This is a genomic window from Bradyrhizobium sp. Arg237L (assembly GCF_029990105.1).
Lineage (GTDB): Bacteria > Pseudomonadota > Alphaproteobacteria > Rhizobiales > Xanthobacteraceae > Bradyrhizobium.
In genome coordinates, this window is the sequence record NZ_JAQMIL010000010.1 from 121,965 (window position 1) to 133,995 (window position 12,031).

A 12,031-nucleotide genomic window follows, 5' to 3' on the forward strand; every position below is an offset into this window, starting at 1 on the left:
GCCGCTAGCCGGCGGGCTTGCCCTGGCCGACGGTCCTTGCCGGCACGCCGGGCTTGAGCCGCCAGTTCGGGCCGAAATCCCCGAGCGGATGAAAATACAGCGGTTCGGTCGTCTCAAGCTCACGCAGCCGGGCGGCATAGTCATCGAGATAGCGGCGCCGCGTGTCGTCGTCGACGAAATTGACCGACCAGGAGACAAAGGGCGGCAGCACCTTGCAGCCGGCATAGTCGAGTGCGCCGTTCTGGACCGGCCACAGGATCACGTCGAGCGCGCCGACCAGACCGTCCGGCGCGCACATGTCGGGGTAGGCTGCGGTCGAGGTCACGACCATGGCGCGGCGGCCGGCGAGACCGCCGGTGTCGTAGCGCCTCCCGGCGCCATAGACGCCGCCGTTGACGAAGACGCGGTCGATCCAGCCTTTCATGATCGCGGGCACCGAGAACCACCACAGCGGAAACTGCAGGATCAGGAGATCGCACCAGAACAGCTTTTCGACCTCGGCGGCGATGTCGCCGCGAAGCGTAGAGCGCTGGTAGTTGTGCTTCTGCTCGCGGTCGTAGCGCAGCGCGTCGGAAAACCGGCGATCGCCGAAATCGTCGGCGGTCGCCACCGGGTCGAAGCCCATCGCATAGAGATCGGAGACCCTGACCTCGTGCCCCGCGCGCGGTCAATTCCTCGACCGACCGCGCCAGCAGCGCGCCGTTGAAGGATTGCGCCTCATGGTGGGCATAGACGATCAGGACTTTCATGCGACCTCAGTTCGCCGGCTTGAAGCTGAGGGTTGCGGCATCCGCCCGCATGATCTGCAGCTTCTGGTTGGAGAAGCGCACGCCGGGGCCGAAGCTGATCGGCGCCATCACGCCGGTCTCGACGTTCTTGGTCTTCTCCAGCTCCGAGATGGTGCAGGCCCAGGTCGGTTGCTTGCCGCAGCGTTGGATCGCGCCGATCAGGACCTTGGCCGCGGCGTAGCCGGTCATGGTGTAGCGGTTGATGCCCTTGAGTTCCGCTTCCGAGACCAGCGGCCTGGCTTTATCGAGGAACGCCTTGCCGGCTTCGCTGGCAAAGGGCTCGACATAGTCGACCGCATAGATGCCGTCGCCGGCCGGGCCCATCAGCTTCAGCACCGGCTCGATGCGGCCGGGCCAGAAGATGCCGGTGACCGGCTTCAAGTTCAGCTTCTCCAGTTCCTTCATCATCGCGATGTTCTCCGCGATGATGCCGCCGGCCAGGAACACTTCCGCGCCGGAATCCTTCAGCTGCAGCATGTCGGACGAGAAGTCCTGCTGGCCCTTCTTGTAGTTGCCGCTGTAGACGACGTTGAGCTTCTTCGCCTTGACCACGGAGTCGAAGCCGTCACGGACAGTGATGCCGTAATCGTCGTCCTGGGTGATGAGGCCCCACTTCCTGCCGGGATTCTTCTCGGCGAGATAGTTGACGAGGTGGATGATGCCTTCCTCATAGGACTGGCCGACCACGAACACGTTCTTGCGTGCCGGCTCCCACAGGAATTTCACCGGCGCGACGTCGATCACGGTCGGGATGCCGGCCTTCTCCAGCACCGGCATCACCGCGATCGACTGTCCGGAGCCGGACATGCCGAGCATGGCAAAGACCTTGTCGACCTCGATCACCTTCTTGGCGCCCTGGATGGTGCGCGCGGTGACGTAGCCGTCGTCCTCGAGCACGTATTTGATCTTGCGCCCGTTGATGCCGCCGGCGTTGTTGGCCTCCGCGATCGCGATTTTGTGGCCGATCGAGGCGGCGACGCCGAGCAGCGCCGGAGGGCCGGTTAGCGGTTCGACGTCCCCGATCAGGATCTCGGTGTCGGTGATGCCGGGATCGGCGGCAAGGGCGTTGCCAGCGGTGAAAACGGTCGCCGCGAGCAACAGCGACGCAGTCGTCAGATATGTCCTCATTGTCCGTCCTCCCTCAGTACGCATTATGATTTTCAGTAACGCAATGGCCAGTGCACCCAGGTCCGCCTGACGTCGTGCCACGCGCCGACCAGGCCGCGCGGCTGGAAGCGCAGGAACAGGATGATGACGAGGCCGTAGAGCATGCTCTTCAGCTCCTGCGCGCTGGTCGTGAACATCGCGTCCAGCTGCCCGCTGAACAGGCTGAAGACGAGGCGCGTCGCCTCCGGCAGCAGCACGATCAGGATCGTGCCGAGCACCGCGCCAAGCGCCGAGCCGAGGCCACCGACGATCAGGATCGCGAGCGCCTCAATCGAGAGCAGGAACGGAAAGCCCTCGACGCTGACGAAGGACAGGTAGATGCCGTAGAGCGCGCCGGAGATACCTGTGATGAACGCCGACGTGACGAAGGCGAACAGCTTGTAGGCGTGCAGGTTGATGCCCATCACACGCGCGGCGGTGTCGTTGTCGCGGATGGCGACGAAGGCGCGGCCGACCCGGCTGCGGCGGATGTTCAGCGTCGCGAACAGCGTCAATATCGCGATGCCGAGGCAAAGATGCGTGAATGCGGCGTCGCTGTCGAAGCTGATGCCAAGAATCTCCGGCCGCTGCACAGAAATGCCGCGGGCGCCGTTGGTGAGCCAGCGCGCCTCCAGGATCACGGTGTTGATGATGAAGGAAAAGGCCAAGGTCGTGATGGCGAGGTAGAGACCCTTCAGCCGCAACGACGGCGCGCCGACGATCAGGCTGGCGAATGCCGGCACCACGCCGGCGCCGAGGAAGCCGACCAGCGGGTGCATGTGATACCTCGACACCAGGACCGCGTAAGCATAGGCGCCGGTGACGAGGAAGCCGACATGGCCGAGCGAGATCAGGCCGGTGTAGCCGGTCAGGATGTTGAGGCCGAGCGCGCCGGTGACGGTGATCAGGATGATGGTCAGGAACGACAGTGCGTAGGCGTTCAGCGCATAGGGTGCGACGATCAACGCGAGGAGCAGCACGGCCGACCACAGCCAGACCGGCGGTGAATCGATCAGCGCGACGAGCTCGCCATATGTCTGCTTGTAATCGCCGGTGCGCATCGCGCTAGACCCTTTCGATGTCGCGTTGGCCAAAGATGCCAAAGGGACGGATCATCAGCACCACGATGATCATGGCGAAGCCCGCGACCTCCTTCATGCCGGAGCCGATATAGCCGCCGGCCAGGTTCTCGGTGATGCCGATCAGGAGGCCGCCGAGGCCGGAGCCGAGCACGGCGTCGAGCCCGCCGAGGATGGTGGCCGGAAACGCGTCAGGCCGAGCTGGAACATCGCGGGCGACAGGTCGTAGGACAGCGCGAAGAACACGCCGCCGATGCCGGCGATGACAGAGGATGCGGCCCAGGCCAGCGCGTGGACCCTGGTCGCGCTGATGCCCATCAGCAGCGCGGTGCGGTCGTCGGCCGCGACCGCGCGCATGGCGACGCCGATCTTGCTGTAGCGGAAGAAGGCCCAGATCGCCGCGAGCAGCGCCAGCAGCGTGACGATCACGGCGATCTGTCCGGTACGGACGCCGATATTGCCGACGCGCACGATGTCGCGACCCACGCCGACGTCGAGGCCGTGGGGATAGGCGTCCCAGATGAAATTGATCGCCGAGCGCAGGATCACCGCAAGCCCGATCGTCACCATCACGGTGGCGAACACAGGTTCGCCGAGCATCGGCCGCATCACCACGCGTTCGATGACGAGGCCGAGCAGGATCGCGCCCAGGATGGCGCCGAGCGAGACCACGACGACGTTGCCGCTGACCGTGGTCGAGATCGTCCATGCGATATAGGCGGTGATCATGGTCATTTCGCCCTGCGCGAAATTGACCAGGCCGGTCGACTTGTAGATCACGGCAAAGCCCATGGCGATCAAGCCATAGATCGCACCGATCGCAAGGCCCGAGATCAGGAGCTGGAGGAGATACTGCATTCAAATCTCCGTCCCGTAAATGATCGCAAGCTCGCGCGCGAACTTCTTCTCGATCATGGCGCGGCGCACCTTTTGCGTGGCGGTCAGCTCGCCGTCGTCGTGGTCGAGCTCCTTTTCGAGGATCGCGAAGCGGCGGATGTTCTCGACACGTGCGAAGCGCTTGTTGGTCTCGTTGACGATGCGCTCGACCAGCTCATGCACCTCAGGGAGCTGGGAGAGCGACTTGTAGTTGGTGTAGGGGAAGGCGCGGTCGCGGGCCCAGCGGCCGACATTGTCGTAGTCGACCTGGATGATGGCGCCGAGATATTTCTTGGCCTCGCCGATCACGATGGCTTCCTTGATGAACTCGGAATCCTTCAGCGCATTCTCGATCTCTGACGGCGCGATGTTCTTGCCGCCCGCGGTGATGATGATCGCCTTCTTGCGGTCGATCACGGCGATCTCGCCATTGTCGAGGATCTCGACGATGTCGCCGGTGCGCAGCCAGCCATCGGGCTCGATCGATGCGGTCGAGGCTTTCTCGTCGAGGAAGTAGCCCTTGAACACGCCGGGATTGCGCAACAGGATTTCGCCGTCGGTATCGAGCTTCCATTCGGTCCGCGCCATCGGCGTGCCGCAGCCGCCGATCCGGTGATGGCTTTGGGTCTGGATGAAGGCAACGCCGCCGGATTCGGTCAAGCCATAGCCCTGCGACACCGGGCGGCCGATGATGTCGAAGAAGCGCAGCGTCTCCGGTGAGATCGACGCGCCGGCGCAGAGCCGGTGCCGGCTATGGGCGAAGCCGAGATGACGCTGGATGTTGCGGAACAGCAGGAGGTAGAGCAGCGTGTAGGCCGCGCGGTCGAGCCAGCTCTCGCGGCTTTCCTGCCGGCGGTCCGAGAGCGTTCGTCCCCAGGCCAGACAGGCCTTGGTCAGGCGCTGCCGCAGCTTGCCGCTTTCGCCGAGCCTGAACAGAAAGCCCTGCTGCAGCTTCTCGTAAATGCGGGGAACGCCGACGAAGAAGCTTGGCGCGATCTCACGGATGTTGATCGCGACGGTGTCGATCGATTCCGCAAAGCTGACGGCGCCGCCCAGCACGAGATGGGTCACCTCGCCATAGCAGCGCTCGGCGACGTGGCACAGCGGCAGATAGCTAACCGCCTCGAATGGCTTGTCGGCGATCCCTACGGTTTCGGCATAAGTATAGGCGGCGTAGACCAGGTTGCGGTGGGTAAGCATCGCGCCCTTGGGCGGACCGGTCGTGCCGGAGGTATAGACGAGGATGCAGACGTCATCAGGCGCGCCCTGCGAGATCAACCGGTCGAGCGTCGCATTCGCCTCCGGATTTTCGGCGGCATAAGTTCGGCCGCGCCGGCACAGTGCCTCAAAGGACATCAGCTCTGCCTGGCGATAGTGCCGCAGGCCCTTCAAGTCGATGCAGACCACGGCTTCCAGCGCCGGCAGGCCGCCATTGCCGGTCATCGCATCGAACACCTTGTCGGTCTGTTCCTGGTCGCCGGTGATGACGACGCGTGCGCCGCTGTGCTTGACGATGTATTGCAGTTCGACCCATGGATTGGTCGGATAGATGCCGACCGCCACCGCGCCGATCATCTGAATGCCGAGATCGGCATAGAACCATTCCGGCGTGTTCTCGCCGGCCATCGCGACGCGGTCACCGGGCTTGATACCAAGCGAGAGCAGGCCGAGCGCCACCGCGCGCGCGGTCTCGTAATAGTGGTTCCAGGAATACGGGTTCCAGATGCCGTAGTCCTTCTCCCGCAGCGCCAATTTGTCGCCGTGCATCGCAGCGCGCTGCCGCAGCAATTGCGGGATGGTGATGGCGGCATCTTTCAGCGCCGCCTGCAGCGGGCCGGCATTCGCGCGCGGGGCAGGGACGGCGCCGGCCGAAGCCGTTGGATGGACAGTTCGCAATGTGTCGGTCATGGACATCAGGCGCCTGCCTTCATCGCTTCGGCGCGTTGCCTGCCGAGATAAGCTTCCGCCACGGCGGGGTTGCGCCGCACTTCGTCCGGCGTGCCGTCAGCGATCTTGCGGCCGAAATTCAGCACATGGACGCGGTCGGAAATATCCATCACGATCCGCATCTCGTGCTCGATCATCAAAACGGTGATGCCGAGTTCGTCGCGGATATCGAGCACGAAGCGGGCGATGTCCTCGGTCTCCTCCTGGTTCATGCCGGAGACCATTTCGTCGAGCAGCAGCAGTTTTGGCTCGCAGGCGAGCGCGCGGGCCAACTCGACGCGCTTCTGCTGGCCGTAGGAGAGGGTGCCGACCACGGCATCGCGGATGTGCTCGATCTCGAGGAATTCGACGATGTGCTCGACGCGCTGCCGCGCCGCGATCTCTTCGCTGCGGGTGCGGCCGAAATACAGCACGGCATCGAGCACGTTGGAGCGCAGATGGGTGTGGCGGCCGGTCAGGATGTTCTCGACCACGGTGCCATGCTTGAACAGCGCGAGGTTCTGGAAGGTGCGGCCGATGCCGATCGCCGCGAACCGCCATGGCGAGACGGTCGAGAGGTCGATGCCGTCAAACACCATGCGGCCGCCGCTCGGCCGCAGCACGCCGGAGATCATGTTGAACAGTGTGGTCTTGCCGGCGCCGTTCGGGCCGATCACGCTGCAGATCTCACCGGCGGTCACGTCGAGGCTGACGTCGGCGACGGCGTGCAGGCCGCCGAACCGCTTGCTGAGCTTTTCGACCGTAAGCAGGAAGGTCACGACAGCCACCTCTTGCGCCGCTTGTAATGCTTGACGTCGCGCAAGCTCTTGCGGCCGGAGGCGGAGACGCCGAGGTAGAATTCCTGCACGTCCTCGTTGGCGGTGAGCTTTTTTGCGGTGCCGTCGAGCACGACGCGCCCGGTTTCCAGGATGTAGCCGTAGTCGGCAATATCGAGCGCGCGCTGCGCGTTCTGCTCGACCAGCAGCACAGTCATCTTCAGTTCATCCCGCAGGCGCACGATCACGTCATAGATGCGGTCGATGATCAGCGGCGCGAGGCCGAGCGAGGGCTCGTCGAGCGCGAGCAGCACCGGGTCGGTCATCAAGGCGCGGCCGATCGCCAGCATCTGCTGCTCGCCGCCGGACATGTAGCCAGCGATCTGGTCGCGGCGCTCATAGAGGCGCGGGAACAGCGCAAACACCTTGTCGCGACGCTCGCGCGCGTCCGCCGCGGTCCTGGTGTAGCCGCCCATCTGCAGGTTCTCGTCGATCGTCAGCGCGGCGAACACCCGTCGTCCTTCCGGGACCTGGACGATGCCGCGGCGCACCAGGTCGTCAGGCGACAGGTGATGCACATCCTGGTCGCGGAAGCGGATATCGCCGTTCTCGATCACGCCTTCCTCGGTGTAGAGGATGCCGGACATCGCCTTGAGCAAGGTCGATTTGCCGGCGCCGTTGGCGCCGAGCAGGGCGACAATGCCGCCTTCGGGCACCGTGATCGACACGTCGCGGATCGCCTCAATCGCATTGTCGTAGACGATGCGCATGTTGCGGAACTCGAGCAAGGGCGCTTGTGCCGCGATCGCCAGCGGACCGGCACTGCTTGCCTGGGTCGCGATCGCCATCGCTCTCAGACCCTGCCAGCGTGGACGCGGAGGCGGCCAGCAAGGATCGCATCGGTCACGAGCTTGGCGGTTTCGGCGCAGGCCTGGGTGCCGCCATTGCCATATTGCTTGACGGCATCGCCGACGCACCAGAGACCTTCGATGCCGGTTTCCCGCGGCAGGTCGTAGCCGGCGCAGCTTCGTTGCGCCGGCCAGTCGTCGCGCATGACGCGGATCGAGAGAATTTTCGCCTGATCGAAATTGGCGAACTGCTCGCGCAGATCGGCCAGCGCCAGTGCAACCTCGGTATCCGAATCGAAATCGCCAAGCGCCGGTACCGGCACGGCGTAGGCGACATAGAGATGCCAGCCGGGAGGCGCGAGCTCGGGGCAGGTCGCGGAGAGATTCGCCATGTTGCAGAGTCGCCGCGTCTTGCCGAAGGTGACGATGCCGGGGTGATCGATCAGCGGCTCGCGGCTGGCAACATTGATGACGATGTTGGCGGCAGGGCGCAGATCGTTGCGGACCTTCGCGACATAGGCAGGCGGGAAGGCGGCGTCGCCGGCGAGCGCGACGGTTGTCTTCGGGCCGGCATTACTGATGACGAGATCGGTTTCGATCCGCACTGGCGCACCATTGCGGGTCACCGTCACGCCGGTGACGCGGCCGGCGTCGACATGAATCTGCGTTGCCGGCGTGCCCAGCCAGATGTCGCCGTTGCGCCTGATAGCACCGCCAAGCGCGTTCCAGACGCCGATCGTGCCCTGCGGGCAGAACCCGAATTTCTTGAACGCGCCCTTGCTGGTGAAATAGGTGAGGAAGGCGCGTGCCGGCAGCTCGGCCGCGTTGCAGGCAAAGATCGCGGCGCAGAGATTGCGGAAGATCGCGTGCACCATGGCGTTGCTGGTGTAGGTCTTCAGCCAGTCCTCGGTGGATTGCCGCCCGTCCGGCAGGTTGCCGGTGCGGGCATCGGCGAATTTTTCCAGGATCCGCGAGGCCTGCTTGGTCAGTTGTCCGAGCAATAGCGACCAGCCGCCGCGGCCGACGTCGATCAGCTTGCCGTCGATGAAGAAGGAGGCGGCCGGCTCCGGCGCGCGGATGTCGAGGGGGACGCCGACGGTGTGAAAAGTCTCCTCGAACACGCCGCCGAACTCGATCGCGATGGCGCCGATATTGACCTTGAATCCGTCGATTTCTTCGGTGGAGGCGCGACCGCCGAGGCGGTCCTTATCGTCGACAACAAGCGTATGCAGCCCGCCATGGGCAAGACGCGCCGCGGCGCAAAGCCCGCCGGCGCCGGCACCGATGACCACAGCATCAACCCGTTGATCAGTCACCAAAACCTCCCCTGAAGCGCCGCCGCTTTTTCCCGCGCGTACGACTTGCTGTCCGGGCCGAACAATAATATAATCCGAACGTCCGTTCAAATTATTTTTTGGATTGGGTCAAAATGCCCTGCTGCTTCGCAGGGCATGCGGAGTGCGGTGGATGGAGTTCTTTCGGGGGGGCAAGCCTTGGGCGCGCTGCTGGTATATTGAATGACCGTAATCGGGACGTGGGATTCGTGCCGTCGGCGGCGGAATGAGAGGGATCGATGGCGCGGACGCGTTCTGAGAACTACGACGATATCCAGCGCGGCATTCTGACTGCGGCCTGTAGCTTATTCGCCAAACAGGGATATATGCGTGCCTCGATCGCGGACCTTGCCGAGGCCTGTAAGCTGTCCCGCGGCGCGCTATATCACTATTTCGATTCCAAGGAAGCGATTCTGTTCGCGATCCTGGATGCCCATATCCGCCAGATGATCGCAGACGTCGAAGCGGCGATGGCGGAAAAGTCGACGACGCTGGATCAGTTTCGCGTGGCGATCCACGCCATCGTCGAGCTCAACGCGCGCTCGACCGATGAGCAGCGCGTGATCTTGAACGACCTGTCGTTTCTGGGCGAGGCCGAGCAGGAAGCCATCAAGGGACTTGAACGCCAATTGGTCGACATGATCTCCGACCTCCTGGTCCGGTTGGACAAGCAGGGCCGGATCGTCAAGCGGACTAAGAAGATCTACAGCATGATGCTGTTCGGCATTTTGAACTTCAGTCACACTTGGTACGACGCCAAGGGCGGGATCGCGCCGAGGGAATTCGCCGACTTGGTGGTGGATCTTTTCCTCTACGGTTTCACGTCTCCGGTGGCCGCGAGAGAAATGGCGAGGGCCCAGCGCCAGCGTGCGTGAGCCGGCCTTTCGAACTCAAGGCGCCGTGATCCTTTCGGTTGGCTTTGTTGCCCAACTCCGACGATCACGTGGGCGCAGCGCACCGAGACGGCAGGGCATGGCTACTCCTTTCGACTTTCCATCGCCAAAAATGCCTGTGTAAGAGCACCCAGAGCCGCTGCAACAGCTGCCCATACATTCCAATACACCGCCTCTATTTGTGCGTGTGTGTATCGAAAACCTTATCCGAGTTGATGACGTGATGGAATCGCCTAAGCTGGCGGAATGATCGGGCTGTTCTGCTTCGTGCTGGCCGTCCTGGCCTCGCCATTCAAGTCGAAGTTGCGGCTTGAGGCTGAGAACGCATTGCTTCGACATCAGTTGATTGTCCTGAGGCGTCGGCTGTACGGTCGCGTTCGGCTGACGAAGCAGGATCGATGGTTCTTCGTCCAGATGTATCGATGGTTTCCATCGATCTTGCAGGTCATCACGATTATTCGGCCCGAGACGCTCGTGCGTTGGCACAGGGTCGGCCTTCGTTGCTACTGGCGTTGGAAGTCGCGCCCATTGGGAGGGCGACCGCAGATCGACACGGAGCTCCGCGCGTTGATCCGGCGGATGAGCGGCGACTATAACGAGATATAAGATGGCGTTCCGTTGTGGCGTTTGCGAGTAGTGATCGTGCCCATGAGTGGTACATTGCCTTTCAGTGTCGAGTGGTACAGGCGATGTACCACCGGATGGCAAAAAACAAGAGAAAATGGGCGGAAATGGTGTGGAAAAATAACCGATTTTCGATTATCTAACCGGGCCAATATGATAGATAGCGCAATAAAATCAACAGCTTACCTAGAAAGGCGCTTCAGCATTGCCCCGATGATGGATTGGACCGATACCAGGTGTCGCGTCTTCCATCGTCAGCTTTCGCGGCGGGTGCGGCTTTATACGGAGATGCTGACCACCGGCGCCGTCATTCATGGCGACGGCGCGCGGCTGCTTGGGTTTGATGCGAGCGAGCATCCGGTGGCGTTGCAGCTTGGCGGCTCCGATCCGCGTGAGCTCGCGGCCGCGGCCAGGATCGGCGAGGATTTCGGCTATGACGAGATCAACCTCAATGTCGGCTGCCCGTCCGATCGGGTCAAGGATGGCCGGTTCGGCGCCTGCCTGATGGCGGAGCCGGCGCTCGTTGCCGAGGGTGTTGCGGCGATGAAGCGCGCGGTGAGGGTTCCCGTGACGGTGAAGTGCCGCATCGGGATCGACGACCAGGATCCGGAACTGGCGCTCGATACGCTCGCGCGCGGCGTGATCGAAGCGGGCGCGGATGCGCTGATCGTGCACGCAAGGAAAGCCTGGCTGAACGGCCTGTCGCCGAAGGAGAACCGCGACATCCCGCCGCTCGACTATGATCGCGTCTATCGGCTGAAGGCCGCCATGCCCCATGTTCCCATCATCATCAATGGCGGCATCGCGAGCCTCGAGGAGGCGAAGCGGCACCTTGTGCATGTCGATGGCGTGATGCTGGGCCGCGCCGCCTATCAGGAGCCGTGGCGGTTGTTGTCGGTCGACCCCGAACTGTTCGGCGTGGCGGCGCCGCACGCCACGATGCAGGACGCGTTTGAGGCGATGATCCCCTATATCGAGGGCGAACTCGCGCGCGGCGCGCGACTGCACGCGATCACGCGGCATTTCGTCGGCGCGTTCTTCGGCGTGCCGGGGGCGCGCGCGTTCCGCCGCCATCTCGCCGAGCATGGCACGAAGCCGGGTGCGGGCGTCAACGTGCTGCGCGAGGCGATAGCGCTAGTTGGAAGCCGTGCGGCCGCGCCGATGGCGGCCTAGCACGTCCGGATAACCGGTCAGCATCAGCTTGTCGGCGCGCACGCCCCAGCTTTCCAGCCGATCCAGGAAGCTCATGCCGAGCAAATTGGTCTTCATCTGCCCGCGCGGCACCACCAGCGCCGGAATCGACTTTTCGACCAGGTGACCGACGGCGAGGCGATCGAGCGTCAGCCGTGCCGCCTTGGTGTGGCCGCCGGCGGTTTCGAGATCGACATTGTATTCGAGCATTTCGATTGGCAGCCCGATCGCCTTCGCGGTCTCCCAGGTCAACACCACCGAGGTCGCGCCGGTGTCGATCACCATCGGCGCGCTGACCCCGTTGATCTTGGCGCGCAACGCGAACTCGCCGCCCTGTCCGCGCGGGATCTGCACGGCAGGGCCGGGGGTCACAACGTTCCCGCGCAGCATGTGCGAGACTTGGCTACTGGCGCGCGCGATCTGTTCGTGATCGCCATAGGCGACGACCGCGCCCGCGGTCGCAACCAGCAACAGGAGCACGAGGAGGACGCGGCTCATGACACTGCCTCCCGCGTCCAACGCACTAGAGCATGATCCGGAAAAGTGGACA

12 protein-coding genes are annotated in these 12,031 nt (G+C 63.6%); 2 read left to right on the forward strand and 10 right to left on the reverse strand.

Annotated features, from left to right (window positions below):
• Window positions 1-4 precede the first annotated feature (4 nt).
• From OZ411_RS08725 to OZ411_RS08765, 9 genes are all read right to left on the reverse strand, one after another.
• Window positions 5-625, reverse strand: coding sequence for an NAD(P)H-dependent oxidoreductase (locus OZ411_RS08725; RefSeq protein ID WP_282527596.1), 621 nt, complete (start codon window positions 623-625; stop codon window positions 5-7).
• Between the two features lie 130 nt (window positions 626-755).
• On the reverse strand, window positions 756-1,916 hold the full coding sequence (locus OZ411_RS08730; RefSeq protein ID WP_282527597.1) for an ABC transporter substrate-binding protein: 1,161 nt from the start codon (window positions 1,914-1,916) through the stop codon (window positions 756-758).
• 32 nt (window positions 1,917-1,948) lie between these two features.
• The gene (locus OZ411_RS08735) at window positions 1,949-2,995 is read right to left on the reverse strand and encodes a branched-chain amino acid ABC transporter permease (RefSeq protein ID WP_282527598.1); all 1,047 of its coding nucleotides are present in this window, start codon (window positions 2,993-2,995) and stop codon (window positions 1,949-1,951) included.
• A 4-nt stretch (window positions 2,996-2,999) separates the two neighbouring features.
• Complete coding sequence (locus tag OZ411_RS08740; protein WP_282527599.1) at window positions 3,000-3,167, reverse strand: hypothetical protein; 168 nt, start codon at window positions 3,165-3,167, stop codon at window positions 3,000-3,002.
• The gene (locus OZ411_RS08745; RefSeq protein WP_282527600.1) at window positions 3,137-3,871 is read right to left on the reverse strand and encodes a branched-chain amino acid ABC transporter permease; all 735 of its coding nucleotides are present in this window, start codon (window positions 3,869-3,871) and stop codon (window positions 3,137-3,139) included. The genes OZ411_RS08740 and OZ411_RS08745 overlap by 31 nt, the downstream gene beginning before the upstream one ends.
• The gene (locus tag OZ411_RS08750) at window positions 3,872-5,803 is read right to left on the reverse strand and encodes an AMP-binding protein (protein WP_282527601.1); all 1,932 of its coding nucleotides are present in this window, start codon (window positions 5,801-5,803) and stop codon (window positions 3,872-3,874) included.
• Window positions 5,803-6,594 carry an ABC transporter ATP-binding protein gene (locus OZ411_RS08755; protein WP_282527602.1) on the reverse strand — a complete coding sequence of 264 codons (792 nt, stop codon included), beginning with the start codon at window positions 6,592-6,594 and terminating at the stop codon, window positions 5,803-5,805. Before OZ411_RS08755 ends, OZ411_RS08750 begins: the two co-directional genes overlap by 1 nt.
• Window positions 6,591-7,439, reverse strand: a complete 849-nt coding sequence (locus tag OZ411_RS08760; protein ID WP_282527603.1) for an ABC transporter ATP-binding protein — start codon at window positions 7,437-7,439, stop codon at window positions 6,591-6,593. The genes OZ411_RS08755 and OZ411_RS08760 overlap by 4 nt, the downstream gene beginning before the upstream one ends.
• A gap of 5 nt (window positions 7,440-7,444) precedes the next feature.
• The gene (locus OZ411_RS08765; protein WP_282527604.1) at window positions 7,445-8,755 is read right to left on the reverse strand and encodes an FAD-dependent oxidoreductase; all 1,311 of its coding nucleotides are present in this window, start codon (window positions 8,753-8,755) and stop codon (window positions 7,445-7,447) included.
• A gap of 257 nt (window positions 8,756-9,012) precedes the next feature.
• Here OZ411_RS08765 and OZ411_RS08770 point away from each other — a divergent pair, with 257 nt between their 5' ends.
• Both OZ411_RS08770 and dusA read left to right on the forward strand, forming a co-directional pair.
• Window positions 9,013-9,648, forward strand: a complete 636-nt coding sequence (locus OZ411_RS08770; RefSeq protein WP_282527605.1) for a TetR/AcrR family transcriptional regulator — start codon at window positions 9,013-9,015, stop codon at window positions 9,646-9,648.
• A gap of 855 nt (window positions 9,649-10,503) precedes the next feature.
• A complete protein-coding gene (gene dusA / locus OZ411_RS08775) occupies window positions 10,504-11,463 on the forward strand; it encodes a tRNA dihydrouridine(20/20a) synthase DusA (protein ID WP_282527606.1) in 960 nt (319 codons plus the stop codon).
• On the opposite strand, the gene OZ411_RS08780 is transcribed toward dusA, so the two are convergent.
• Window positions 11,425-11,979: a TIGR02281 family clan AA aspartic protease gene (locus tag OZ411_RS08780; protein WP_282527607.1), complete on the reverse strand. Its 555-nt coding sequence runs from the start codon at window positions 11,977-11,979 to the stop codon at window positions 11,425-11,427. The two genes, dusA and OZ411_RS08780, sit on opposite strands and share 39 nt — an antisense overlap.
• Window positions 11,980-12,031: the final 52 nt, after the last annotated feature.

Excerpts from the sequence above, each read along its gene's own strand:
- OZ411_RS08725 (WP_282527596.1), bottom strand. The coding sequence starts at position 625 with ATGGGCTTCGACCCGGTGGCGACCGCCGACGATTTCGGCGATCGCCGG.
- OZ411_RS08730 (WP_282527597.1), bottom strand. The coding sequence starts at position 1,916 with ATGAGGACATATCTGACGACTGCGTCGCTGTTGCTCGCGGCGACCGTT.
- OZ411_RS08735 (WP_282527598.1), bottom strand. The coding sequence starts at position 2,995 with ATGCGCACCGGCGATTACAAGCAGACATATGGCGAGCTCGTCGCGCTG.
- OZ411_RS08745 (WP_282527600.1), bottom strand. The coding sequence starts at position 3,871 with ATGCAGTATCTCCTCCAGCTCCTGATCTCGGGCCTTGCGATCGGTGCG.
- OZ411_RS08750 (WP_282527601.1), bottom strand. The coding sequence starts at position 5,803 with ATGTCCATGACCGACACATTGCGAACTGTCCATCCAACGGCTTCGGCC.
- OZ411_RS08760 (WP_282527603.1), bottom strand. The coding sequence starts at position 7,439 with ATGGCGATCGCGACCCAGGCAAGCAGTGCCGGTCCGCTGGCGATCGCG.
- OZ411_RS08770 (WP_282527605.1), top strand. The coding sequence starts at position 9,013 with ATGGCGCGGACGCGTTCTGAGAACTACGACGATATCCAGCGCGGCATT.
- dusA (WP_282527606.1), top strand. The coding sequence starts at position 10,504 with ATGATGGATTGGACCGATACCAGGTGTCGCGTCTTCCATCGTCAGCTT.
- OZ411_RS08780 (WP_282527607.1), bottom strand. The coding sequence starts at position 11,979 with ATGAGCCGCGTCCTCCTCGTGCTCCTGTTGCTGGTTGCGACCGCGGGC.